The organism is Micromonospora hortensis (assembly GCF_022230935.1).
GTDB classification, from domain to species: domain Bacteria; phylum Actinomycetota; class Actinomycetes; order Mycobacteriales; family Micromonosporaceae; genus Micromonospora; species Micromonospora hortensis.
Genome location: NZ_JAKKFE010000012.1, coordinates 1 through 25,391 on the forward strand (window position 1 = coordinate 1; position 25,391 = coordinate 25,391).

At 71.8% G+C, this 25,391-nt stretch carries 21 protein-coding genes and 1 pseudogene; 5 read left to right on the plus strand and 17 right to left on the minus strand.

What is annotated here, in order from left to right; all coding sequences use genetic code 11:
- The 3 genes and pseudogenes from NIE111_RS08600 to NIE111_RS08610 form a co-directional block, all read left to right on the plus strand.
- Positions 1-504: pseudogene (locus NIE111_RS08600) on the plus strand (C39 family peptidase); the annotation flags it as partial.
- Between the two features lie 243 nt (positions 505-747).
- Positions 748-1,662 (plus strand): DUF1996 domain-containing protein, encoded by a 915-nt coding sequence (locus NIE111_RS08605; protein ID WP_238683867.1) that lies wholly within the window; start codon positions 748-750, stop codon positions 1,660-1,662.
- Between the two features lie 71 nt (positions 1,663-1,733).
- On the plus strand, positions 1,734-2,354 hold the full coding sequence (locus tag NIE111_RS08610; RefSeq protein ID WP_238683868.1) for a DUF305 domain-containing protein: 621 nt from the start codon (positions 1,734-1,736) through the stop codon (positions 2,352-2,354).
- A 55-nt stretch (positions 2,355-2,409) separates the two neighbouring features.
- Here NIE111_RS08610 and NIE111_RS08615 read toward each other — a convergent pair whose 3' ends face one another.
- The 12 genes from NIE111_RS08615 to NIE111_RS08670 all read right to left on the minus strand — a co-directional run bounded on the left by NIE111_RS08615 (position 2,410) and on the right by NIE111_RS08670 (position 16,682).
- Positions 2,410-3,231: an HpcH/HpaI aldolase/citrate lyase family protein gene (locus NIE111_RS08615; RefSeq protein ID WP_238683869.1), complete on the minus strand. Its 822-nt coding sequence runs from the start codon at positions 3,229-3,231 to the stop codon at positions 2,410-2,412.
- Entirely contained in the window at positions 3,231-4,418 is a 1,188-nt protein-coding gene (locus NIE111_RS08620; protein WP_238683870.1) for a CaiB/BaiF CoA transferase family protein, read from the minus strand. The genes NIE111_RS08615 and NIE111_RS08620 overlap by 1 nt, the downstream gene beginning before the upstream one ends.
- Positions 4,415-6,364, minus strand: a complete 1,950-nt coding sequence (locus NIE111_RS32210; RefSeq protein ID WP_238683871.1) for an SUMF1/EgtB/PvdO family nonheme iron enzyme — start codon at positions 6,362-6,364, stop codon at positions 4,415-4,417. The genes NIE111_RS08620 and NIE111_RS32210 overlap by 4 nt, the downstream gene beginning before the upstream one ends.
- Positions 6,361-7,299 carry a ribokinase gene (locus NIE111_RS08630; protein ID WP_238683872.1) on the minus strand — a complete coding sequence of 313 codons (939 nt, stop codon included), beginning with the start codon at positions 7,297-7,299 and terminating at the stop codon, positions 6,361-6,363. Before NIE111_RS08630 ends, NIE111_RS32210 begins: the two co-directional genes overlap by 4 nt.
- Positions 7,296-8,657, minus strand: a complete 1,362-nt coding sequence (locus NIE111_RS08635) for an ADP-ribosylglycohydrolase family protein (protein ID WP_238683873.1) — start codon at positions 8,655-8,657, stop codon at positions 7,296-7,298. The genes NIE111_RS08630 and NIE111_RS08635 overlap by 4 nt, the downstream gene beginning before the upstream one ends.
- Entirely contained in the window at positions 8,654-9,823 is a 1,170-nt protein-coding gene (locus NIE111_RS08640) for an ADP-ribosylglycohydrolase family protein (RefSeq protein ID WP_238683874.1), read from the minus strand. Before NIE111_RS08640 ends, NIE111_RS08635 begins: the two co-directional genes overlap by 4 nt.
- A 4-nt stretch (positions 9,824-9,827) precedes the next feature.
- Positions 9,828-11,120, minus strand: a complete 1,293-nt coding sequence (locus NIE111_RS08645) for an ABC transporter substrate-binding protein (RefSeq protein ID WP_238683875.1) — start codon at positions 11,118-11,120, stop codon at positions 9,828-9,830.
- A gap of 40 nt (positions 11,121-11,160) precedes the next feature.
- Positions 11,161-12,000, minus strand: a complete 840-nt coding sequence (locus NIE111_RS08650; RefSeq protein WP_238683876.1) for a carbohydrate ABC transporter permease — start codon at positions 11,998-12,000, stop codon at positions 11,161-11,163.
- A 1-nt stretch (position 12,001) separates the two neighbouring features.
- Positions 12,002-12,937 (minus strand): carbohydrate ABC transporter permease, encoded by a 936-nt coding sequence (locus NIE111_RS08655; protein ID WP_238683877.1) that lies wholly within the window; start codon positions 12,935-12,937, stop codon positions 12,002-12,004.
- Positions 12,934-14,037: a LacI family DNA-binding transcriptional regulator gene (locus NIE111_RS08660; RefSeq protein WP_238683878.1), complete on the minus strand. Its 1,104-nt coding sequence runs from the start codon at positions 14,035-14,037 to the stop codon at positions 12,934-12,936. Before NIE111_RS08660 ends, NIE111_RS08655 begins: the two co-directional genes overlap by 4 nt.
- Before the next feature lie 196 nt (positions 14,038-14,233).
- A complete protein-coding gene (locus NIE111_RS08665; RefSeq protein ID WP_238683879.1) occupies positions 14,234-15,859 on the minus strand; it encodes an ABC-F family ATP-binding cassette domain-containing protein in 1,626 nt (541 codons plus the stop codon).
- 211 nt (positions 15,860-16,070) lie between these two features.
- On the minus strand, positions 16,071-16,682 hold the full coding sequence (locus NIE111_RS08670) for a TetR/AcrR family transcriptional regulator (RefSeq protein WP_210785280.1): 612 nt from the start codon (positions 16,680-16,682) through the stop codon (positions 16,071-16,073).
- Between the two features lie 132 nt (positions 16,683-16,814).
- Here NIE111_RS08670 and NIE111_RS08675 point away from each other — a divergent pair, with 132 nt between their 5' ends.
- Complete coding sequence (locus NIE111_RS08675) at positions 16,815-17,909, plus strand: aldo/keto reductase (RefSeq protein WP_238683880.1); 1,095 nt, start codon at positions 16,815-16,817, stop codon at positions 17,907-17,909.
- Between the two features lie 159 nt (positions 17,910-18,068).
- Here the strand turns inward: NIE111_RS08675 and NIE111_RS08680 are convergent, their stop codons facing one another.
- The 4 genes from NIE111_RS08680 to NIE111_RS08695 all read right to left on the minus strand — a co-directional run bounded on the left by NIE111_RS08680 (position 18,069) and on the right by NIE111_RS08695 (position 23,030).
- Entirely contained in the window at positions 18,069-19,043 is a 975-nt protein-coding gene (locus tag NIE111_RS08680) for an alpha/beta fold hydrolase (protein WP_238683881.1), read from the minus strand.
- A 75-nt stretch (positions 19,044-19,118) separates the two neighbouring features.
- Entirely contained in the window at positions 19,119-20,015 is an 897-nt protein-coding gene (locus NIE111_RS08685; protein WP_238683882.1) for an acetyltransferase, read from the minus strand.
- Positions 20,016-20,173: 158 nt separating this feature from the next.
- Positions 20,174-21,373, minus strand: coding sequence for a low temperature requirement protein A (locus NIE111_RS08690; protein WP_238683883.1), 1,200 nt, complete (start codon positions 21,371-21,373; stop codon positions 20,174-20,176).
- A 115-nt stretch (positions 21,374-21,488) separates the two neighbouring features.
- On the minus strand, positions 21,489-23,030 hold the full coding sequence (locus NIE111_RS08695) for a flavin-containing monooxygenase (protein ID WP_238683884.1): 1,542 nt from the start codon (positions 23,028-23,030) through the stop codon (positions 21,489-21,491).
- A 224-nt stretch (positions 23,031-23,254) separates the two neighbouring features.
- Between NIE111_RS08695 and NIE111_RS08700 the strand changes: the two genes are divergently transcribed.
- Positions 23,255-24,208 carry an AraC family transcriptional regulator gene (locus tag NIE111_RS08700; RefSeq protein ID WP_238683885.1) on the plus strand — a complete coding sequence of 318 codons (954 nt, stop codon included), beginning with the start codon at positions 23,255-23,257 and terminating at the stop codon, positions 24,206-24,208.
- Between the two features lie 7 nt (positions 24,209-24,215).
- Here the strand turns inward: NIE111_RS08700 and NIE111_RS08705 are convergent, their stop codons facing one another.
- Entirely contained in the window at positions 24,216-25,244 is a 1,029-nt protein-coding gene (locus NIE111_RS08705; protein WP_210785287.1) for a glycoside hydrolase family protein, read from the minus strand.
- Positions 25,245-25,391 lie beyond the last annotated feature (147 nt).

The following is a 25,391-nucleotide window of genomic DNA, read 5'->3' on the forward strand; positions in this document are numbered from 1 at the left end:
ACACACGGCACTACCCACAAAGCGCAACACAGCCGACACTACAACGGTACCGCCGCGACCCGTCACGCACGGAGCGTGCAGCGTCAGAACTGCAGCGTCCATTACCACGACCAGGAAAGGCGCACCGACGATGCCGGCACCCACTCCATCAACGACCTCAACCCCGTCCTGCTCACGGCAACCGGCAAGGCTGACGCCTACCGGTAGGTGGAGAGCAGCACCCCCGACGCCGACGCCACGCAGACCGACAAGCTGCGCGCCGACATCGTCAAGACCGTCGACGACGGCCGGGCCGTGGTCGCCAACATCGCCGGCACCAGCACCGACACCAACGGTGTCACCCACTCCTACGAGGGCGGGCACTACATCAGCGTCGTCGGCTACCACGACAACGGCAACACCGTCACCATCGCCGACTCCGCCGACCCCAACCAAGCCGCCTACCAGATCAGCGTCGAGCACCTCGCCGACTGGATCGCCACCCGCGGCTACGCCACCAGCTGACCCCACACCACCCGCACACACCGAAGGGCCGGACCCCACCACGGGGCCCGGCCCTTCGTCGTCTTTCCACCATCTGCGGCACGTATTGACAATTGTCGACTTCACCGTGAGGCTGGGGGCAGTGAGAGCGCTCTCTCGCCCCGGCCCAACCGGCCACTACCAAGTCTGGCCAGGCACAACTCCGATGCCTTCGGCGGCGGCGCCGGAGCTGTCCCTGACCCGTCCCCCGACAGGAGTCACGAGATGGACAGGGCCGCACCCCTCTCCGGCATCCCCCGCCGACTACGCCTCGCCACGGCTATCGGCGCCCTGCTGCTGCTACTCGGCACGTTCCTGGTGTCCACCACCAACCGGGCCGACGCCGCCCCCGGCCAAGCCGGCGCCGACTTCGGCGCCAACGCCATCCGGGTCGCCGAGTTCCCCGCCGACTGCACCTACAGCCACCGACTGCCGGACGACCCGATCGTCTTCCCCGGGCTGCCCGGGGCGTCGCACATGCACAGCTTCTTCGGCAGCACCGTGACGAACGCCAGGACCACCCTCCCGGACCTGGTCAACTCGCCCACCACCTGCAACCCGCGGGTGGACGTCTCGTCGTACTGGGTGCCGACCCTGTATCGGGACAACGTCGCGGTGGAACCGGCGATCGCCACGTTCTACTACCTGGGCGAGGGCGTACGCGCCGACGTCGTCGCGAACACCCAGCCGTTCCCGCTGGGGCTGCGGCTCGTCGCCGGCAACGCGAAGGCCACCGGGCCGAACGACAGCATCGCCCGCTGGTCCTGCCTGCACGCCGGGCACGTGCCGCCGTCGAAGGACTTCGTCAACTGCCCGTCGGGCACCATGCTGGAGTCGTACCTGGACTTCCCGCAGTGCTGGAACGGCCGTGACCTCGACTCGCCCGACCACAAGAGCCACCTGGCGTACCCGGTGAACCAGGCCTGCCCGAGCACCCACCCGGTGCACGTGCCGAAGTTGCGCCAGGTGCTTCGGTACCCGGTGACCGGCGACCCGTCGCGGTTCCGGCTGGCCTCCGGGCCGGGCTACACGATGCACGGCGACTTCTTCAACGCCTGGCCGGTGGCGGAGCTTGCCCGCCGGGTCCAGGACTGCATCCGTCCCGTGATCAAGTGCGGTCACGACGGCCGACCGATCTGAGCGACAGCTCCACACCACGGCGGCGGGTCCGGTCACCCGGGCCCGCCGCACTGGTTGGGAAGGGAGATCGGATGCGTCAGCCCACGGCGTCCACGGTGCTCATCGCCGTGTTGCTCGTCGCCGGCTGCGGCGGCGGGCCACGGGACGCGACCGGCACCGCCACACCGCCCGTGACCGCGCCACCGGCGACGACAGCGCCGACACCGACGGGTACGGCGTTCAACCCCACCGACATCGCCTGGCTGCAACTGACGGTGGCGATGACCGAACGCCTGCTGCCCGTCCTCGATCTGGTGCCGGCGCGGACCACCGACCCGGCCTGGCGGCAGACGGCCACCCAGGTGGCGACCACCCGGCGCGCCGACCTGGACCGCGCCCGCCGGTTACTGGCCGACGCCGCGGCCCCGACGACGAATCCGCACGAGGGGCACGACATGCCGGGCATGGCCACCGCGCAGGAGATGACCGCGCTGCGGGCGGCCAGCGGGCAGCCGTTTCACCATCTGCTCGCCGGGCACCTGCGGGCGCATCTCGCGCAGTCGGTCCGGATCGCCACCGCTGAGCAGCAGAGCGGAGTCCAGCCGGCGACCGTGGCGCTGGCGGCGGCCGTGGTCCGGTCCGGCACCGCCGACCTCGAACGGCTCGATCGTCTCGACGCCAGACAGCAGCGCGCGCTCAGCCGCGAGCGCTGACGGGCTCCGCCGCGAGCAGTACAGCCTCGACCGGACGGGACAGCGCCGGCGAGGCTCAGGCGGCGTAGCGGGCGGCGAGGTCCACGACACGGCGGGCGGCAGCCACCATCGCCCGGTCGGCGAACCGGCCGTCGGGCAGGACCACGGTGCCCGAATCCCGCTGGTGCGCGTCCGCCACGGCAGCCAGCAGCTCCGCAGCGCGGGCCACCTCCCGATCGGCCGGCCGGAACGCGTCGACGATCACCGGGAGCTGGCGCGGGTGGATCGCCGCACGGCCGAGGAAGCCGAGCCGTCGGCCCGCCGCGCAGGAGGCGGCCAGACCGGCGAGGTCGACGACGTCGGCGTACACCGACATGGCCGGCGGGGCCAGACCGGCCGCGCGGGCCGCGACCACCACCCGGCCGCGCGCCCAGAGCAGACCGTCGTCGTCGCTCACCCCGAGATCCGAGCGCAGGTCGGCCTCACCGAGCCCGATCGAGGCCACCGCCGGGTGGGCAGCGGCGATCGGATACGCGGCCTCCAACCCGGCCGCCGACTCGATCAGCGGGTGCACTGGCACGTCGACCCGCTCGGCGAGGGCCGCCAGTGTCGCGGCCGACTCGACCTTCGGCAGCCGCAGCCCGGCCAACCCGGGCCGGCCGGCCACCGCCGCCAGGTCGGCATCGAGGTCCGGGCCGGTCAGCTCGTTGACCCGGACCTGCACGGGCACCGGGTGCGCCTCGGTGAGGAACTCGGCGACCGCGTCCCGGGCGTACGCCTTGCGCCCGGCGACAACGGCGTCCTCCAGGTCGAGGATGACCGCGTCGGCACCCGAGGCGACCGCCTTGGCGAACCGGTCCGGGCGGTCGCCGGGCACGTAGAGCCAGCTCAACAGCATCAGAGCACCCCCCGCTCGCGCAGCGCGGCCAGCTCCTCGGCGCTCAGGCCGAGCGCGGCGAAGACCGCGTCGGTGTCCTGGCCGTGCCGCCGGCCGGCGTGCCGGATCTCGCCGGGCGTCTCGGCGAGGCGGAACGGCACGTTCTGCATGCGTACCTCGCCCAACTCCTCGTCCGGCACTGTGCGCACGGTGCCCAGCGCGGCGTACTGCGGGTCGGCGAGGATGTCGCGCACGTCGTAGACGGGAGCGACAGCGGCCTGGGCCTCCTCGAACGCGGCCACCACCTCGTCGCGGTCCCGTTGCGCCACCCAGGCGCTCACCGCCGCGTCCAACTCGTCGGCGTGGGCGGCCCGGCCGCTGCCGGTGGCGAACCACGGCTCGTCGATCAGCTCGCCGCGGCCGACCAGCCGCAGCACCCGTTCGGCGATGCTCTGCGCGCTGGTGGAGACCGCCACCCAGCGCCCGTCGGCACAGCGGTAGGTGTTGCGCGGGGCGTTGTTGTTGGACCGGTTGCCCAGCCGGGGCTGGACGTAGCCGAGCTGGTCGTACCAGGTGATCTGCGGCCCGAGCATCGCCATGATCGGCTCGATGATGGCGAGGTCGACCACCTGCCCGGCGCCGGTGACGTCGCGGGCCCGCAGGGCGAGCATCACCGCGTACGCGGCGGCGAGCGCGCTCACCGAGTCGGCCAGCCCGAACGGGGGCAGCGTGGGCGGCCCGTCCGGTTCCCCGGTGGCCGCCGCGAAACCGCTCATCGCCTCGGCGAGGGTGCCGAAGCCGGGCCGGCGGGCGTACGGGCCGACCTGCCCGAACCCACTGATCCGGGTGATCACCAGCCGGGGGTTGACGGCGTGCAGCTCGGCCGGGCCGAGCCCCCACCGCTCCAGGGTTCCGGGGCGGAAGTTCTCCACCAGCACGTCGGCGTCGGCGAGCAGCCGGCGCAGCAGTTCCGCGCCGTCCGGGTCGGAGAGGTTGAGGGTGACGGTGCGCTTGTTGCGGCCGAGCACCTTCCACCAGAGCCCGACACCGTCGCGGGCCGGGCCGTGCCCCCGCGACGGGTCGGGCTTGGCCGGATGCTCCACCTTGATCACGTCGGCGCCGAAGTCACCGAGGAACGCCGCCGCGAGCGGCCCGGCGAAGAGGGTGGCCAGGTCGACGACAGTGACGCCGTGCAGTGGCGCGGTCACCGGGTCACCTCCGGCAGGTCGGCCGCACAGCGGAAGCCGACCTGTTCGGAGCGGGCGAGACCGGCGCCGGTGAGCAGCAGCTTCACCGACACGTCCGCCGGTTGCGGGCCTCCGTCGAGGTACCAGTCGGAGCCCTCCGCCCGGTACTGGGCGCCACCCTTGAGGATGGCGAAGCGGGTACGGCCGTCGGAGTGCTCGCTCTCGGTCAGGTTCCACACCAGCGGTTCCCGCCGTACGAGCAGTCCCGCCTCGGCCGCGACCTGCCACTCGTCCTCGGTGGGCAGGCGCAGCCCGGCCCAGGTCGCGTACGCCCGCGCGTCGGCCAACTCGACCCCGGTCACCGGGGCGTCGGCCGGGCCGGAGCCGGCGGTGAACCGCTCCGGGCGCACCGGAACGTAGCCGGTGGCGCGCAGGAACTCGGCGTACTCGCCGTGGGTGACCTCGTGCACGGCGATGGCGAACCGGCCGAGCCGCACACTGCGCCGCAGCGTGCCGCTGTGGTGCAGCCGAGGCGGCAGCGGCTTCCACTCGTCGACGTAGGGCGCCTCGCCGTACAGCCCGGTCTCCCGTACCCGGTGCCGGACGACCAGCTCGTGCCGGCCGCCCTCGACGGCGACCAGACCCGGCGGCACCTGCGCTAGCGGCGTCCACGGCGTACGGACGCGCACCGCGGCTCGGGCCGGGAAGGACGGGTCGCCGGTCGGCGGCTCGTGCCGGTGCGCGGAGGCGAGTCCGCGCGCCACGGCCGCGATCGCGCCGGCCGGGAGTGGGCCACCCACCGCCAGTCGACCGTCGGCGGTCTCGGTGACCGTCAACTCGGCACCGGTGACCAGGTCGACGAAGTGCCGGCCGGCGCTCGGGTCGGTGACCAGCCACGGGCCGTCGTGGTCCGCGCCCCGGTTCACCACCGTCCACAGCGGCTCGTCGTCGTGCGTCCAGCGGGACGCGTACACCTGGCCGTCGCCGGGATGGTCGGCGAGCGGCACCCAGTCCTCGGCGCGCAACCACGCCGCGTGGCTGGCCTGCACCCGGCGCATCGCCCGCAGCACCGCGCGGTCCCGCTCGTTCCAGCCGACCCAGACGCCGAAGACGCTTTCCCAGACCAGCACGCCGACGCCGTTGAGCCAGGCGGAGTGCAGCTCGTCGAGGTGGTCGCGGTGCCAGCGCCGGGTGTGGTGCAGCACGTGCCGTCGCTCGAACCACTTCGCCCGCAGCACGCCGGGCACCTCGGAGTCGGCGAACCACTGCGCCCAGGACATCGCGTGGTCGGCGATGCGGGCCAGCGGCACCCGACTCTCGCCCTCCAGGACCATGCCGGGGCGCACCGTGTCCAGCGCGGCGCGCAGCTCCCCGGCACCCTCCTTGAGGGTGTCCAGGAAGACCCCGTCGACGCCGAGCTTGCCGGCCAGCGTGGCGACCTCCTCGGCGTCGCTGCCCGGCTCGCGCCGGGTGCCGGTGTCCCACGGGTTGTAGTCGACGAAGACCTTCACCCCACGTTGCTGGAAGGCGCGCACCACCTCGGGCAGCTCCGGTACGTCCCGGTACCAGTCGAACTGGTTGCGGTCGTCGAGGCCGATCACCGGGTACGCGTGCCAGAGCACCACCCCGTCGAAGCCGCCGAAGTCCCGCCCGGCCGCGTCGAGGAACTCGTCGACGGTGAAGACGCCGCGTTCGTGGTCGTAGAGCGTCTCGTCCCAGAGCCAGGCCAGGCAGACGCTGAAGCAGTCACCGGCGATTTCGTCGTAGTGCTCGCCGCCGTAGCCGATCCGGTGCCGGGCGTCGACCCGCCACCGGACGATCTGCTCCCGCCAGGCCGGCCAGTCGGCCCTGTCGGTCGGGGCGGCGAAGATCTTCGCCTCGTCCAGGGTGCTCAGGTCGGCGTGCCCGCCCAACGGCACCTCGGTCGGCCGGTCGATCGGGCGCGGGACGTACGGGTTGAAGCTCACTGTGCACCTCGGTAGGTCGCGTCGTAGAGGGCGTCGATGGCCGGCCGGTCGGGCAGGGCGGTGGACGCTCCGGGCCGCTGGGCGCAGGCCGCGCCGGCGGCACAGGCCCAGCGCAGGCTGGCGGTGACGGTGTCCTCGCTGCTGGCGCCGCCGCGTTCGGCCCAGCCCACGGCGAGCGCGCCGGTGAACGCGTCACCGGCGGCGGTGGTGTCCACCGCGTCGATCTGGGGCGCCGGGACCGCGAGACGCAGGCCGTGTCGATCGGCGTACGCGGCCCCGCGCGCGCCGAGGGTGAGCACCACCCGGGGCACCAGCTTCAGCAGGGCGTCGAGCAGCACCGGTGGGTCGTCGGAGGCGACCTCGGCGACGACAGCCGCCTCGTGCTCGTTGACCACCAGCACGTCGACGAGATCGAGCAGTGCGCTGGGCAGCACGGCTGCGGGTGCGGCGTTCAGCACCACTGTGGTGCCGTCGGCCCGGGCCCAATGCGCCGCCTGGAGCACCGCGGTCAGCGGCACCTCCAGTTGCAGGAGCAACACGTCGGCAGCCGCGATCGTCGCCCAGTCGTCAGCGTCCAGCTCGGTCAGCGTGCCGTTGGCGCCGGGCGCGACCAGAATGAAGTTCTCCGCGTCCCGGTCGACGGCGATCAACGCGACACCGGAGGGGCCGGCGGCGGTCCGCAGGCCACTGACGTCCACTCCCGCGTCGACGAGACTGGCCCGCATCCGGGTACCGAACTCGTCGTCGCCGACCGCTCCCACGAAGTCGCAGGCCGCACCGGCCCGGGCGGCGGCGACGGCCTGGTTGGCGCCCTTGCCGCCGGGTACGGTCCGGAAGTTCTCGCCGAGCACCGTCTCACCAGGGCGGGGCAGCCGCGACGCCGTGACCACCAGGTCCAGGTTGCTGCTGCCCACCACCGCCACCCGCGCGCTCATGCCACGCTCCCTTCCGTCGGCGGCTGCGCCAGGGCGAGGGTCCGCTCGGCCAGCTCGTCGAAGCCGATCCCGTCGAAGCCGCCAATGCTGCTGGCCAGCCGGTTGTGCAGCGGGGCGACCCAACGCGGCGGCAGCCCGGACGCGCCGGTGAGCGCTCCGGTCACCGCGCCGACTGTCGCGCCGGTCGAGTCGGTGTCCCAGCCGCCGCTGACCACAGCGGTGATCGACCGTTCCAGGTCCCCCCGCCCGTACGCCAGGGCGGCGGCCACCAGCGCGGCGTTGTTGCGGACGTGCACCCAGTGCAGGTGGCCGTGTCGTGCGTACAGCTCGTCGACAACGCGTTCCCAGTCGTCGGTGCCCGCGCCGAGCGCACGTGCCTCCCGGACGGTGGCGGCGAACCGGCTAGCCGGCGGCAGCACCGCCTCGGCGGCGTCCAACACCTCGTCCACTGTGTCGGCCACCGGCGCGGCGGCGGCCAGCGCCGCCGCCCAGAGCGCGCCGTGCACCCCACCTCGGACGTGGCTGACCGTCGCGTCCCGCACCGCCAGCTCGGCCGCGCGGTCCGGCCGGCCGGGGTTGACCCAGCCGTACACGTCGCTGCGGATCTGCGCGCCGATCCACTCCCGGAACGGGTTGTGCCGGCGGGCGCTCTGCGGCGGCGGGTACCCGAGCAGCAGGTTGCGATACGCCACCCGCTCGGCGGTGAAGACCCGCCCGCCGGGCAGCCAGTCCAGCCACGCCTGCGCCACGTCGGCGCTGGTGAAGCCCCGACCGTGCGTCTCCAGCACGCGCAGCGCCAGCAACGCGTAGTTCAGGTCGTCGTCCTCGGGCATCCCGTCGATGTTCTCGGCGAGGCTGGTCGGCGCGCTGCGCCGGTTCCACGGCCAGCGGGCGGCCACCTCGACCGGGAGTCCCTTCGCGGTGAACCAGTCGCGCAGTGGCCACCGGTCGGTCGCGATGAGGATCTCCCGGATGCCCTCGCGGGGAATCTTCTCCACCGGCTTGCCGAGCAGGCAGCCGACCGCCCGGCCGAGCCACCCGCCGTGCAGCCTGTCGTACGCCGCCTCGGTCGGCAGCGACCAGCTGGTCGGCCAACCGGCGCGCAGCGTGGCCAGGTCGTCGGCCTCGTCGGCGGTGTCGACGGCGGGCACCGCGTCGGCGGCGTCCAGCAGCTCCGTGGCGAGGGCCCGCAGTTGCGGCGACGCCGGGGTCGCCGACGCCCCACTGACCGGTGGGGTCAGGTCCCCGCCGGCCGCCGTCCACCGCTGGGCGATCGCGGCGACGTCGCGCCCCTCGTCCCGGCTGGCCGCCAGCTCGTGCGGCAGGAGGTCCTCGGGCTGAACCCAGGTGATCCTCACCGGGTCTCGCCCCCAACCCCCCGGGTGGCACCGACGGCCAGCCCGGCGAACCGCTCCGCCCGGCGGGCGAACCGGGCCTGGTCGCGTTCGAAGACCTCGCCGGCCACCGCGGCCAGGACCCGGGCCGGCTCCACCAGGTCGGTCCTGGAGGCGGTGGCGACCACGTCGGACCACTCCGCCGGCACCGCGTCGGCGCCACCGAGAGCCCCGGCGATGGCGGCGGCCATGGTGGCTGTGGAGTCCGCGTCCCGGCCGTAGTTGACCGAGCCGAGCACCGCGGCCCGGAAGTCGCCGCCGGCCACCACGAGCATGCCGAGAGCCACCGGCAGCTCCTCGATGGCGTGCAGGCGACTGGGCCGCCGCGCGCCGAGGCCGGGGCTGCGGTACTCCTCCCCCACCGTGTCGTAGGGGGCGACCGCGGCCCGCAGCGCCGGGATGGCCTGCTTCCAGTCGTGGTGGCCTCGGGCCTCCTTGACCACCGCGTCGATGGCCGCGCGGGTGCCGTCGCGGGCCAGGTCCAGCGCCGCCGCCACGACGTCCTCGACGCCCGCGCCGGGGGTCGCGGCCGCCGCGACCGAGGCCGCGAACACGGCGGCGGCCTCCCGCCCGTAGCTGTGCTGGTGCGCGCCGGCGATCTCCACCGCCTCGGCGTACGCCCCGGCCGGGTCGCCCGCGTTGACGATGCCGACCGGGGCCATGTACATGGCCGCGCCACAGTTGACGATGTTGCCGACCCCGGCCTCGCGCGGGTCCGCGTGGGCGTGGTGCAGTCGGGTGACCAGCCACCGTTCGGCGGCCGCGAGCCGGTGGAAGGTCACGCCGTCGCGCTCCAGGTCGGGGATGTACACCACCCGCTCGATCAGGTCGGGAACCAGCAGCTCCACCACGTCGTACGCGTCGAGGTGGTCCCGTTTGGCCGCGTACGCGCGGACCAGGGCGTGGGTCATCAACGTGTCGTCGGTGATGTGCCCGTCGCCCTTGTGGTACGGCGCGAGGGGTCGTCCGGTGGCCCAGTCGGCGTGGTACGGGGGCACGATGCCCTCGACCCAGCCGCCGAAGCGGGTGCGGATCTGCTCGGGCAGCGCCGTCTCGGTGGCGCCACCCAGGGCGTCTCCGACCGCGGCGCCGACCAGGCAACCGACCGATGTGTCGAGCAAGAGTGACATGTCGTTACCTCAGAACCTGCTTGCCACCGTCGACCAGCTGCGTGCCGAGCTGATCGAGGGTGATCTTGTTGGCGAAGTACTGCTGGAGGGCCGGGGTGGCGTACTTGGTCTTCCACTCCGGGTAGCCGTCGGCCTGCTGGAACGGGGCGACGGTCAGGTCCGTGGCGCTGTCCGCGGCGACGTCCCAGCCCTGCTTGCCGGCGGTGAGCTTGACCAGTTCCTCGTTGGCCTGCCTGCCGGTCGGCACCAACCAGTCACCCTTGGCCAGGGCTGCCATGTTGGTCGGGTTCAGGAAGTACTCCAGGAACTGCGCGGCCTGCTTCTTGTGCTTGCTGTCCTCGGAGATCGACAGCGTCTGCGGGTTGGCGGCCTGCTTGGTGGAGAGCCCCTTGATCGGGGGCACTGTGACCCACTCGAAGCCGGCCGGCGCCTGCTCGACCATCTGCTGGCGCAGCGACACCGAGCCGGGCAGCATCGCGTACTTGCCGCCGAAGAAGCCGGGCAGGGTGTCCGCGCCGCTCATGCCGAGTGCCTCCGGGGAGGCGGACTTGGCGGTGTAGAGCATGTCGTGGATCCGCTTCGGGATCTCCTTCTCGGCGTCGCCGACCTTCACCTCGGTGCGGCCACCGTCGCCGTAGAAGAACGTGCCGTCGTAGTTGAGCGCGAGGTTCAGCACCCGGTTGGTCGGCGACTTCAGCGCCCAGGCCGCGCCGTACTGGCCGGGCTTGGTGAGCTTCTGCGCGTTGGCCTGAAACTCGTCCCAGGTCCAGCCGCCGTCGGCCGGCGGGACCGCGACACCGGCGGCGTCGAGCAGCTTCTTGTTGGCGATGACGACCTGCGACTCCAGCAGGAACGGCACACCGGTGACCTTGCCGTCGACGGTAGCGGTGTCCCAGATGCCCTTGTCGATCTGCCCCTTCAGGTCGTCCGAGACCAGGTCGGAGAGGTCGGCCAGGTAGCCCTGCTTGCTGAACTCGCCGATCGAGGACGCCTCGTAGTGCACGATGTCCGGCGCGTCGCCGCCCTCGAACGAGGTGAGCAGTTGGTCGTGCACCGAGTTCCAGTCACCCTGGACGTACTCGACCTGGATGTCCGGATGCTCGGCGTTCCACTTGGCGACCAGATCCTTGTTGACCTGCAGAGACTCCTTCTGCCAGGCGAGGCTGAGGAAACGCAGCTTGGCCGGGCCGGAGGTGGCCTCGTCGTCGCCGCCGGCACCGCACGCGGTGAGCGCGCCGAGGCCGATGACCGTGACCGCGGCGGCCGCCGCGAGTCGACGGAATCGGGTACGGAGCATGGGGGATTACCTCCTTGGTGGTGGTGGTTGGGGGGACGGTTCAGCCCTTGACCGCGCCCGCGAGCGACCCGGACGAGAGCCGGCGCTGCATGAACGCGAAGAAGATCAGGCTGGGCAGCGTGGCCAGCAGTGAACCGGCGGCCAGGGGTCCCAGGCGGGCGGTGCCCTCGATGCCGACGAACCGGGCCAGCGCCACCGGCAGGGTGGCCAGCTCCGGGGTCTTGATCAGCACCAGTGCGAAGAAGAATTCGTTCCAGGCCGAGATGAACGAGAACAGCGCTGTCGCGACCAGGCCCGGAGCGAGCAGCGGGAAGACCACCCGTCGCAGCACCTGCACTCGGGTCGCGCCGTCGACCGAGGCGGCCTCCTCCAGCTCCCTCGGAATGTTGCGGACGAAGCCCTGCAGCATCCACAGCGCGAACGGCAGCGCCCAGACCACGTAGATCAGCACCAGCCCGGCGTGCGTGTTGGCCAGGCCGACCTGCCGCAGCACCAGGAAGATCGGGATGATCAGCAGCACGAACGGGAAGAGCTGGGACAGCAGCACCCAGCCCAGCGCGGCGGTGCCGAGCTTGGAGCGGAACCGGGCGAGGGCGTACGACGCCGGCATGGCGACCAGCACGGTCAGCACCGCCGAGGCGAGGGAGACCTGGAGGCTGTTGAGCACCGCCCGGCCCAGCTCCTGCTCGGTGAACGCCTGCACGAAGTTCTGCACTGTCGGGTTGTCGGGGATCAACGTCGGGTGCAGGCGTACCAGTTCGCGCGGCGGTTTGAACGCCGTGGAGAGCAGCCAGACCAGCGGGAACCCGAGGAAGATCAGGTAGCCGGCGAGCGCCAGGTACTGCAGCGTCCGGCTCGTGCGGCTCGGTTTTCCGAACATGTCAGTTCGCCTCCCTGAGCCGGCGACGGAGATAGACAGCGAGCAACGCGATGATGATCACGACCATGACGTTGCCGAGCGCCGCCGCGTAGCCGTAGTTGCCGTAGCGGAACGCCTCCTCGTACGCGAACAGCATCGGCAGCATCGTCTTGCCGCCCGGTCCACCGGCGGTGAGCACGTAGACCAGGCCGAACGAGTTGAAGTTCCAGATGAAGTCCAGCGAGGTGATCGCCACGATCACCGGCGCCAGCGCGGGCAACGTGACGTGCCGGAACCGGTGCCAGGTGCTGGCTCCGTCCACCGCCGCCGCCTCGTGCAGCTCGCGACCCACGCCCTGCAGGCCGGCGAGCAGGACGACTGTGGTCTGCGGCATGCCCGCCCAGACTCCGACGATGATCACCGCGGGCAGGGCGGTGCTGAAGTCGCCCAGCCAGTTCGTCCGCAGTCCGTCGGCGCCGATGCGGTGGAAGAACTCGTTGATCAGGCCGGCGTCGGGGTGGTAGACGAGCTTCCACAGGATGCCGACCACGACGGGCGGCATCGCCCACGGCACGACGGCCAGCACCCGCGCCACACCTCGGAACCGCAGTTGCTGGTTGAGCAGCAGCGCCAGCCCGAGGGCGAGCAGGAACTGCAACACCGTCACCCCGACCGCCCAGAGCAGGCCGATCTTGAACGAGTTCCAGAACAGCTCGTCGCCGAGGAGGTCGCGGTAGTTGGCCAGGCCGGTGAAGCTGACCTCGACGTTGCGACCGGCGCGGGCGTCGGTGAAGCCGAGGTAAATGCCGCGCAACAGCGGGAACACCGACAGCACCAGGATCGGCAGCAGCGACGGCAGCAACAGGAGGTAGATGGTGGTGCGGTCGGAGCGGAACCGGTTCGGCCGGCGGGCCGGCTCGGCCCGCTCGACGTCCGGCCGCTCGGCCAGGGTGGTCATGCGGTCACCCCTTCGCTGGACGGGTGGGTGGTCGGTGGGCCTGCCGGGCCGGTGGCAGGTCGAGGGCCCGGCAGGGTCGCGGCGCTGGACGCGCGAACGACGAGACTTGGCGGCACCTGCTCGCGCCGTGGCGGCAAAGTGGCGTCGGCAATGCGTTGCAGGAGCAGTTCGGCGGCTCGGCGACCACGCTCGGCCGAGCCGAGCGAGACGCTGGAGAGCTGGGGAAACATCATCCGGGCCAGTTCGGTGTCGTCCATGCCGACCAGGGCGACGTCCTGTGGCACCCGACGACCGGCGACCAGCAGGGCGTGCAGTGCGCCGACCGCGATGAGGTCGTTGGCGCAGACCAGGGCGTCCGGGTCGGCGCGGGCGAGCAGTCGCTCGGTGGCGGCGCGGCCGGCCGCGTACTGGAAGTCGCCGACCTCGATCAGCTCGTCGTCGAGTCCGATGCCGTGTCGGGCCAGGGCGGCCCGGAATCCGGCGTCGCGGGCGGCGCCCGGGACGGTGTCGAGCGGGCCGTTGACGAAGCCGATCCGCCGTCGACCGGTGGCGACGAGATGGTCCACCGCCAGCGCCACACCGTGCCGGGAGTCGGTACGCACATTGTCGATCGGAGCGTCCGCGTCGAGCTGGCCGACCACCACCACCGGCACCGGACTGTCCACCAGCGCGGTGAGGTGGTCGTTGGTGACCCGGATCGGTGAGACGATCATTCCGTCCACGTAGCGGTTGGCCAGTCGTCGCAGCAGAGCGGTCTCGTTGTCGATCCGCCCGCCGGTGGCGTGCACCAGCAGCTGCCGCCCGGAGGACGCGACCACGGCCTCGATGGCCCGCATCATCTCCACGTAGACCGGGTTGCCGATGTCCTCCACCGCGAGCGCGATCAGGCCGGTGCGCTGGGACTGCAACGACCTGGCGATCGCGTTGGGCACGTAGCCCACCTCGGCGGCCGCCTCGCGAACCTTGCGGATCGTCTCGGGGCTGCCGCCGACGCCGTTGAGCACCCGCGAGGCGGACGCGATGGAGACGCCGGCGCGGGCGGCGACGGTGTGCACCGTGGGCCGGCCGTCCGCCGGTTCCTGTAAACGTTTACGACCCACGTCCGGCACCTCCACCCGATAGCTGTAAACGTTTCCGGGGAGTCTGCTCCGTAGGCGGCGGAGAGGTCAACCCCCCGTTACGAAAACGTTTCCAACCCCCCGTACCAGCGAACCCACCCCCGCCCCCACCCCGTTGATCATGAAGTTATTGCCACGACACACCGCAGCGGAGGGCAACAACTTCATGATCAACCGTTCAGGTGGGGGCCAGCGGGAGGGGTAGCTCTCGGGCTGGCCAGCGGGAGCGGAGTCTGCGGTCATGGCTGGCCACGACGATGGCACCTGGGCCGACGCCCAGGGCGTCCTCCAACTCGTCGCAGAGCGTCGGCGAGAGGTGGTTGGTGGGCTCGTCGAGCAGGAGCAGCTCCGGCGGATCGGCGACGAGCACCGCCAGGGCGAGCCGACGGCGCTGTCCCACCGACAGGTCGGCCACCGGGCGGTCGAGGTCCGCCGGGGCGAGCAGCCCGAGGGACGACAGCGGTACGACATCGGCTCGCTCCACGCCGACGGCCGCGTCGAAGACCTGCCGGGCCGTCCGCCGCGCGTCAGCGAAGACGGTGTCCTGGGCGAGCAGGCCGACCCGCAGCTCCGGTCGTCGCCAGAGCGTTCCGGCACCGACCAGGTGACCGGCGAGCACGGCGAGCAGAGTCGACTTGCCGGTGCCGTTGGGGCCGGTCACCAACAGCCGGTCGCGGGACCTGAGCACCAGGTGCGCCACCCGCAGTCGGCCGGGAACCTCCAGCCGGTCCGCCGTGACGACGACCCCATCACTGTCGCCGATCGCGAGCGCCGGCGCGTGGAAGCGCAACGGCTCCGGCGGCACCGGAACGGGGTCGCGCTCGATCGTCTCCAGTCGACGGGCGGCGTCGCGGACGCGACGGGAGATCTGGTTCTGCACGCGCCCGGCGGTGTGCCCGTACCCCATCTTCTCGCTGTCGCGCGGGCCCCGGCCGTGGGCGACCTGGTGCCCGGTCACGGCGGCGGCCTCGCGCAGCTCGGCGAGGAGCGCCTGCTCGTCGTCGTAGCGCCGTCGCCACCGTTGCGCCTCGGCCCGCTTCGCCGTCAGGTACGCGGTGTAGCCGCCGCCGAAGCGGACCGGCCCGTCGACCGCCGGGTCCAGGTCGACGAGATCGGTGCAGACCGCGTCCAGGAAGGCCCGGTCGTGACTGGCGACCACTACCACCCCCGGCATGGCACGAAGCTGGTCCTCGCAGAACGCCGCCGCCGCGTCGTCGAGGTGGTTGGTGGGCTCGTCGAGCAGCAGCGCGCTCGGCCGGCGGACCAGCATCGCCGCGAGGGCGAGCCGGCCACGTTGCCCGCCGGAAAGCGCGCCCACCACGCGGTCGTGGGGCAGCCCGCCGAGACCGAGGCCGTCGAGGATCGTGCGGGCACGCCGGTCGGCGTCCCAGGCGTCACGGTCCTGCGCCCGTTCCAGCACCTCGCCGTACGCGGCCAGCAGCCGGTCGTGCTGCTCGGTGCCCTGCGGCGAGTCGGCGAGCGCGACGCCGATCCGGTCCAGCTCGGCGAGGTCGGCACGGGCCTCGCGCAGCGCCTCGTCGAGAACGGCGGCGATGGTGGTTGATTCCCGCAACGGCAGTTCCTGGTGCAGGAACCCGACGTCCGGTGGGCGCGTGACGGTACCGGAGTCGGGTACGTCGACGCCGGCCAGGACCCGCAGCAGTGTCGTCTTGCCGGTGCCGTTCTCACCGATCAGGCCAATCCGGTGGCGGGGCGCGGCGGTCAGGGAGACGCCGTCGAGCACCCGGCGGTCGCCGCGGACCCGCACGAGGTCCTGGGCGATGAGAGCAGGTCGAACAGACATGGGGAACCTCGGAGACGACGATCCGGGGCGCACATCGGCACCCCGATGGAAGCAGGGCATGACGACGGAGGCCGCGGCGACACGGGCGCGATCACGCGCTCGTCGGCGGCCGGTCCGGGTGCTCACCCGGAGATGTCGTCGTCACCTGCCACGTCTGCTCCGATCTCCGAAAACTCGGGCGCAAGGATAACTCGGCGTCGCTGGCCTCGGCTCAGCTCCCGCCTGTGCGGGCACCAGCGCGCAGCGAGTCGATGGTGAGGTCGAGGACGGCTTCGAGGTGGTCGATCTTTCCGGTGGAGAGCAGCAGCAGCACACCGCCCTGGATGCCGGCGAGCAGTGCCGCGGCCGCCCGGTCGGCGTCGAGGTCCGGGTCGACGTCGCCGGTCGACTGCATGTGCCGGATCCCCTCGGTGATCGCCTTCTGCCAGCGCCACATGAGCCCGGTCACGATGGCCTGCGCGCCGGGCGCCCGTCGGCCGGTCTGGCCGAGCAGACCGTTGAGGGGGCACTTCACCCCCTGGGCGAGGTACCGCTCGATCAGTCGGTCGCGCCAGGCGAGCCAGGCCGGCCAGGACGTCAGGTTGCTGAGCATCGGCTCCTGGTCGAGGAGCACCTGGTCCGCCTCGTGCTGGGCCACCGCGAGCAGCAGCCCTTCCTTCCCGTCGGGGAAGTAGTGGAAGAGCTGGCCCTTGCTGGTGCCGGTGTGGGCCATCACGTCCTCGAGGCGTACCTCGTCGACGCCGCGCTCGCGGATCTCGGCGGCGGCGCCGGCGACGATCCGCGCCCGGGTCGCCTCGCCCTTGCGGGTCAACGCCCGTGTCATGCGACCTCCTGGGTTCGGACCTGCGGGTCCAACCTATCTCGGTTTTTGGACTTGCAGGTCCATTTTTGCCGAGCAAAGGTCGGGAACGCGCGGCCCACAGCGGGCCGACACCACGATCGGGAGGGCACCACCGTGAACCACTACTACCTGCTCGGGCGGTCCGGTCTGCGGGTGAGCCGGCTGGCGCTGGGCACCATGAACTTCGGCGTCGACGGGTTCCACGCCGCGTACGGCAAGACCGAGGAGGAGGCCGAGCCGATCTTCCGGCAGTACCTGGAGTCGGGCGGGAACTTCATCGACACGGCGGACTTCTACACCGCCGGCGAGAGCGAGAAGATCCTCGGCCGCTTGATCGACCGGGCCGGCGTCCGCGAACGACTCGTGCTCACCAGCAAGTTCACCAACACCGTCGATCCGAGCGACCCGAACGCGAGCGGCAACGGCCGCAAGCACATCATGCGGGCCGTGGAGGCTTCGCTGCGCCGGCTCGGCACCGACTACATCGACCTGTACCTGCTGCACACCTGGGACCGGATCACCCCGGTCGAGGAGGTCGTGCACACCCTCGACGACCTGGTCCGCGCCGGCAAGATTCGCTACGCCGGTCTCTCCGACGTACCGGCCTGGTACGCGGCGCGGGCGCAGAGCTACGCCGAGGCACACGGGCTGGCTCCGATGATCAACCTTCAGCTGCCGTACTCCCTGGTCAGCCGGGGCATCGAGGCGGAGTACGTAGCGATGGCCCAGACCATGGGCATGGGCCTCACCGCGTGGAGCCCGATCGCCAGCGGCTTGCTCAGCGGCAAGTACCGGCGCACCGGTGACGGCCTGAGCGGGACCGGCCGGTTGACCAACCCGGGCACCGGAGGTCGCCAGGTCAGCGCCAGCGAGTGGAAGGTCATCGAGGCTCTGGAGAGCGTCGCCGCCGACCTGGGCCGCAGCATGGCCCAGGTCGCGATCAACTGGGTCGCCACCCAGCCCGCCGTCGCCTCGGTGATCATCGGGGCGAGCAGCGCCGAACAGGTCAGCAGCAACTTCGAGGCGCTCGACGTCGAGATCCCGGCCGATGCCCGTCGCCGGCTCGACGAGGCCAGCGCGCCGGAACTCGGGGCGCCCTACGTGATGTTCACCCCGCAGTACCAGTCCTGGGTGGTGAGCCCCGGCCTCGGCATCGGCGACAAGCCGGCCGGCTACGCCCCACCGGTCTTCAACAGCGCCGCCGCCTAGAACCTCGCGCGCAGCACGCCGCCGGCCCCCAACCCCCTGCCCCGCGATCTTGCACTTGCTGTCCCGGCATAAGGGGCGTCCCACTCATGTCGACAACCAAAAGTGCAAGATCGGCGGGGTGGGGCGGGGCGGGGCGGGGCGAGGGGCGGGGCGGCGGGGTTACCGACGGGTCGGGGCGTCGTTCGTCGGCGCTGGCTCGCCCTCGTAGAGGGCGACGTACCGTCGGCGCCACTCGTCACCGTCGGCGCCCAGGGCAGCGAGGTTGAGGGTGTTGTGTTCGACGCCAAGCGCCGCCGGCAGGGTGCACACCCGCAGCGGTATCGCGTTCGCGTCGGCGATCCGGCGCGGCACGTCGACCGCTGCCCTCAGGTTCACCACGCCGTCGAGCGGGCTGATCGCGACCGCCGCGGTCCGCAGACCGGTCCGCCGGGGCGGGTTCGGCAGGGTACGGGCGATCGTCAGGTACTGGGTGACGGCGGCGAGGGAGTATCCGCGTGACGTGACGCGGTCCCGGAGGACGCGGCGCCCGTACAGCACGATGAGCGGTTTCACCGCGTAGGCCGGCGCCTGTCGCGGGTTCGGACCGAAGAACGGCGACAGCAACAGCAGATGCCGTACGACGTTGCCCGGCACCTGGGCCAGCCAGGTGGCGAGCACGGCACCGCCGGAGATCCCCACGACGCCGACCTCGTCTCCCAGCGCCGCCGCGACGGCCCAGCCCTGCGCGGCGTACGTCGTCAGCTCACCGGCCTCGACCCGGTGGTGGGCCCGCCGGTCGACGGTCCCGTGCTGGGGCGCCCGGGGAACCCAGACGTTGTACCCACTGTCGAAGAACTTCTCGGCCAGCCCCTCGTACTGCTCGGGCGCGAGGGTGTACCCGTGCAACAGCAGCACGGCCCGGCCGGTCCGGGAGCCGTGGCTCAGCAGGCGACTGCGCGACTCCGGTCGCACCTCCGGATCGGCCGTCTCGGCGGCGATCATGGCCGCGGCGGCACGGGTGGCCGTGTCGAAGTCGAGCGGTCGGGCCGGCGGGACCCGTAGCCCACGGCGGCCCACCGGCCAGAGGTAGAGCCCGGCGACCGCCGCCCCGGCAAGCGCCAACCCGCCGACGAGGAGCGCGATGATCTCCGGCATGGGCAGATGCTGACAGGGGCCGCGCTCGACGCCGGCTGAGGGGGTGCGCCCGGGTGACCGGGCGCACCCGGTCAGCTATTCCTGGCTGTTCGGCGGCGCGAAGACGACCCGGGAGCGCAACTGCCGAAAGCCGGTCCGCTCCAACTCCGCCAGCACCGCCACCCGGTGGGCGTCCACGTCGGCGATGACCTCGCGGGCACCGCCGGCGGCCAGCACCCGGACCGCCTCGGCCAGCAACTCGGGTCGGACGGCCTCGTCGAGCAGGCCGAGATAGGCGATGAGTGGAAAGCAGGCGTCGCCGGCCGTTCCGACCAGGCCCACCGGCTTACCCGCGTCCATCGCGACGCGCCATCCGTCGAGGGCGTCGCCCAGCCAGGCGAGCGGATCGGTGGCCAGGTCGACGCCGCCGACCGCTAGTGCGTTCTCGACGCCGGTCAGTACGTCCGGCTCGGCGATCCTGGCGACCAGGGCCTTGACCTCCGCGACGTCGACGGGGGCGCGGAAGTCGTACCGTCCGGAGGACGCCGGTAGGGGTGTGCCCGTCCAGGAACAGCGGAGCCGCTCCCCCCGCTCGACAAGCCCGGCGAGCCGGGCGGCCCCCATGGGCGCCCGCACCACGGCCAGCACCTCGGGCCGACGCCGCCAGTGCGCCGGCAGCGCGGCGTGGTACAGACCGGGACCGCCCAGTGCCTGGTGGGCGGCGCGCAGCAGCTCGGCGCCCACCTCCGGCTCGGCGTCCAGGTCGAACCGTTCCAACCACGGGGCACCGACGGCGCCCGGCGGGAGGACCCAGGCTGCCCGACCGACCACCCGGTCGGCACGGAGGGCGACCCAGGTGCGCTCGGGACGGTAACCGCCGCCGGCGATCCCGTCGGCGTAGGCGACCTGGCGCAGTTGCGGCAGCGGATCAGGCATGGAGTCGAACAGGTTTTCCTCGCCCGCGACGAGCGGACGGATGACCAGATCAGTCATGGGTTGGTCCTCCGGGAAGCGCGCGCCCCGGATCAGATCCGCGCGGACGCCGGAGCGCGGAGGGGGCGCAGAACATCGGACATTGTTCTGACCTCCTTCCAGCTCGACGGCGTGCCCGACGACCATACGCGCAGGGGTCGCCCGCTCGCAACGGATCGTCACAGCGTCGGGTTGGTCTCCGCCCCACGCTTGTGGGCACGCTGGTCGTACACGGTGATGCCGGCCAGGATCACCGCCGCGACGGCCGCCACGGCGACCGGCGGGAGCAGCACCATCGGCGGAGCCGCCACGGCGAGCGCCACCGCGCCGTAGTACAGCGCCCGACACCGCGGCGCGGATCGGTCCTCCCGCTCCAGGGCGCTCCGCCCGATCAGGAACAGCACCGGGCCGCCGAAGATGATGGCCACGAGAGCCCAGTCGATCGGCGGGTGCGGATCCTCGATGACCTGACCGAAGCCGACGGCGGTGCAGATGATGCCACCGACGATCAACAGCAGGCTGTAGCTCGCCCACCGGGACAACTGGATCCCCTCCCCGCTCGGGGTCGAGGCATGGCCGGACCTGACGTGGTAGAAGTAGATCCGCCAGAACGAGACGACCACCACGAACGAGGCGACGAGGACGATGGTTCCCTCGGTGGTGAAGCCCGGGAAGCTGACCGCGGCGCCGGCTTCGAGCACCACCTCGGCGAGAGCGATCATGAAGAACTGGTTGTACCGCTCGGCGAGATGCTCCTGCGAGACGGTGACCCTCAGGCTGTTCAGCTGTCTCCGGCCTATTCGGGGAAGGGGGTAGGTGGTGGCGGCGCCGATCATCTCGATGGCGAGGGCGATGGTCCAGAAGATGCCTCGACCGAGACCGCCGCTGATGCCGCCACTGATCCAGAGCACGCTGGACGCCAGGTGCCAGGTCAGCACCCGGAGCGAGAACGTGTGCGCCGGGTGGCCCCGCAGGGCGAACGCCAGGAAGAGCGGTCGGCCGACCTGGATGACGACGTAGGTGCAGGCGAAGACGACGCCGCGTTGGCCGAAGGCCTGCGGCAACGTGACGGCCAGCACCAGCGTGCCGAACATCGTCGCCAGCAGCACTGCCTGCAGATCGGGACGTCGGGGGTCGTAGGTGCTCGCCAGCAGGGCGTTGAGCGACCAGATCATCCACATCGCCGTGAAGAACAGGACGGTCTGGCCGGCCTCGGACAGCAGTGTGTGCCGGACGATGGTCAGGTCGTCCGCGACCCGCCCGGCGAGGCGGGCCAGCGCGAAGACGTAGACGATGTCGAAGAGCAGTTCCAGGACGGTCGCCGAGCGAGGACTCTTGCTTTCCCCAAGCCCACGAAAGAACTCGGTGCGCGTCAGCACGGACGGCGAGACAGCTCAGCCGGCCAGGGCCGCCGGCACGGGCACACCACTGTGGTGACCCTGTTCCGCTGCCATCGTCCCCGAGCCTCCCTCGCCGACCGGCCCCGCTTGATCCCTATCTGCGTATTTTATCCATCTTCATCGGGTCTCCGTCGCTGATGGCGGATACCGGATCGGCGGTACGCCGGATCATCTGTGCCGTCACCCTGCGGTACGAGCCCGGGTCGACGGGGAACAGCCACTGCCGGGCCCGGGTCAGCGGGCCGACGTTGAGCCCCAACTCGTCGAGCACCTCGTCGACGTTGTGCATCGAGAACGGGATGATGTTCGTGCCGCGAGCGTGTCGTCCGTTGGTGCGCTTCGCCATCCAGAACAGCCGGGCGCGCACCTCGTCGCGCATCCGGACCTCGGTCGGCAGCGTCAGACCACCCCGCAGGTACGCGGCCGTCCAGACCGCCGCCATCTCCGCGCTGAGCGGGCTGAAGAACGACGAGTTGTAGCCGGCGAACGTCAGCCTCGGCACGCCGATCGGCAGGATCTGCCGGTAGAGCATGAAGTTGCCGGCGTCGTCCTGGAGCCGGGCGTGCAACGCGTCGTCGAAGAACGGCACGTGCTGGCGGAAGCCGGTGCCACAGATCACCAGGTCGGCGGGGAGCACAGTGCCGTCGGCCAGTCGGGCGGCGGGCCGACCATCGTCGACCAGCAACTCGGTGATCACCTGCTCCCGGTGCACGGCGATGCGGCCGTCGGTGACCCGCTCGAAGAAGCCCTCGGTGGCGAGGCTGACAGTGCTGCGGGCGATGTCCTCGAAGCTGCCCTTGGGCACGAGACCCAGCTCGCGCAGGTTGAACTGCCGGGTCGCTACCGAGCCGACGCTGTCGACCATGCGTTGGCGCAGACCGTTCCCAGGGCCGTGCAGGAACCGCTCGAAGCCCCTCAGGTGCAGGTAGCGGAAGAGCGCCTCACCCATCCGGGTGAGCAGCAGGTACTTGTAGTTGAGCGCACCGCCGAGCTTGCGGGGCATCTTCCAGAGCAGCTCGCGCGCCACCACGTGGGTCTGGGCGGCGACCTCGCTCACCGGGACCGCCACGTCGCAGGACGACTTGCCGTACCCGACCACGAGGACGTTCTTACCCCGGGCCGCCTCGATGTCGTGGAACTCCCCCGTCGCCAGGACGCGCCCTCCGGCGGCGGTGAAGCTCGCCTGCCCGTCGAAGGACGGAACGAACGGGTCGCAGAAGATGCCATTGGCGACGATCAGGTGGTCGTACCGTTCCACGGTCAGTGGGTCCTGGGCGCCCGCCGGCCGCGAGGTCACCAGCCACCCGGTCTCGTCGTTGACCAACTCGGCCGAGGCGACCTCCGTGGACAGGCGCAGCGCGCTGGCCAGCCCGAACTTCTCCACGTAGCTCTCCAGGTACCGCTGGACCTGTTCTCCCGACGGCCACTGCGGGTAGTCGGCGGGCATCGGCAGGTCGGAGAGGTGGTAGGTGCCCTTGTCGTTCTGGGTGTGCAGGCCGGGGTATCGCCGGGTGCGGCTCCACACCCCGCCGACGTCGGGCGCGCGCTCGAACACTGTGACGTCGAATCCGCTCTGCCGCAGCACCTTCGCTGCGCTCACACCGGCGAATCCGGCACCGACGACGGCGATCCTCATGGTCTCCTCCGAAGAACGAACGAACGGCGCCGGCGCTGACCGCCCGCGGTGGTCGCACGCTAGCGAGCGGACCGGGAAGGTCGCTATCCGCTCGACGCGGACGCTGTCCGCGGTACGCGACAGCACCCTTTTCCTGTCGGGTCGACGGCTTTCGGGTCTGGTCCGGCCCGGTCACGCCTTACGGTCAGCGCGACGGGACGCCCGGGAGGTGTCGGATGGATGCGGTGACGGTCCGGACGGACGACGTCGACCGGGCTCGCGCCGAGGTGGGTCGGGTCTTCTGTCCACACCGGCTCACCCCGCAGGCGGGTGTGCACAGCGTGCGACTGCGGATGGCGGCTCGCCGGGCGGGCGGGGTGGGCGTCATCGACCTGGACTACGGGCAGGCGGTGCGCATCCAACCGCCCGCGCTGGAGAGCTTCTACCTCGTCCAGATCCCCAGCGCCGGCAGCACGATGGTCCACCATGCCGGTCAGAGCGTGACCTCGACGCGCGACGTCGCCTCGGTGCTGTCCCCGTACGACTCCTCGGACATGCGGTGGTCCGAGGGATCGCCCCACCGAATCTTCTACGCCGACCGGCGGGCCGTCGACCGGGAACTGGCCCGCCTGCTGGGCCACCCGGTGGACGACCCGGTCCGCCTCGACGTCGGCATGCTCATGACCACGCCGACCGCGCGGGCGTGGGCACGCGGGGTGGCGTTCCTCGCCGACGAGCTGTCCCAGCCGGCGGACGCGTCCCTGTTCGACCACCCGCAGGTAGCCGCCCGTTTCGAACAGGGGCTCATCGGCAAGCTGTTGCTGGCCCATCAGCACAGCCACTCCCACCTGCTGTCCGAGCCGGGCCAGCACGCCCACCCCGGGCGTCTCGTCCGCCGGGCCTGCGCCCTGATCTCCGAACACCACGGGGAGGCACTGACCGTGGGTGACGTCGCCGAGGCGCTACGGGTGAGCGTACGAACACTGCAGGACTGCTTCCGCCGTGAGTTGCAGACCACCCCGACCGCGTACCTGCGGGCCTGCCGGCTCGACGCGGCGCACCGCACGCTCCGCTCGGCCGCGCCGGGGGCGTCCGTGACGACGGTTGCCCTGCAACACGGCTTCGTGCACCTCGGCCGGTTCGCTACCGAGTACCGGAGCCGCTTCGGCGAGACGCCGTCCACGACCCTGCGTCGGTGACGACCGGTCAGACCGCCCGGGCCACGCAGATCCGGGCGCCCAGGCGTGGACCCGCCTCGTAGATCAGGTAGCCCACGCCGCCGTCGGTGCCGAAGCTCGGTGACGCGACCCGACCGTTGTCGGAGGCGATCGGGCTGTGGAACACCCCGAGATGCACCTCCCGGTCGAAGCCGTTGCCGACCTCGGTGAGGTGCATTCGACCGTCACCGCCGTGGTAGACGACGTACGCGGTGCCGTTGCGGGTGAGCAGATGTGGTGCGGAGATGTCGCTCAGGCCGTCGCCGGCCGGCGAGATCAGCGGCTCCGGGGCGAACTGCCACTGGTCCCAGCCGTTCGGCGACCAACCCCAGAAGATCTTCCGGGTGCCGGGCCGCACGGTGTGCGCTCCCATGTAGAGCATCACGTACTTGTTGGCGAGCCCGGTCACCCGGTGCTCGAAGACCCGGGCGTACGACGTTTCGGTGGTGTTCGGCACGAGCCTGGTGCTCAGGATCGGCGTCTCGTCGCTGAAGGTGATGCCGTCTCGGGACCGGGCCACCCGGGTGGTGGTGTTCTCCCCGTGGAAGTAGAGGAAGAACTCCCGGCTGGAGGCGTTCCAGACGACGTGCGGCGACGAGACGTGGCTGACCGTCGTGGTTGGTAGCACCCGGTCGACGATGGGGTTGCCGGGGTGCTCGGTGTAGGGGCCTTCCAGCCGGTCGGCGTAGGCGAGGCAGATCCCGCCGGGCGCATCGTGCGGGGCGTAGTAGAGGTAGTACCGCCCCTTGGCGCCGGTGATCTTGTCGTAGACCCCGCGTACACAGGGAAAGATCGTTTCGCCGGTGGGGTTGTAGGCCAGTGGGCGGTCGAACGCGTCACGGACGTACCGGTAGCTGGGGAAACCGGCCGGCCCGGCCAGCGCCGGCGCGCCCTGGAGCAGGGTGCCGGCACCGCCGGCGGCGGAGGCGGCGCCGAGCAGCGCCGCGCCACGCAACAGCCCGCGCCGGCTCAGCTCGGTGGGTCGGCCGGAGGGCGGATTCGGGTACGGGTGTGCCATCTGGTGTCTCCGATCGTGAGGGGACGCTCGTCGATCGCGGAGCGTGAGTGGTGGCGCGACGGCGGCCCGGAAGGCACTGACGAGAGCGCAACCAGCGTCACTGTCGGTGATGTGGCTGCCTGGCCGGTCGCCCGGGGTCGTCATCGA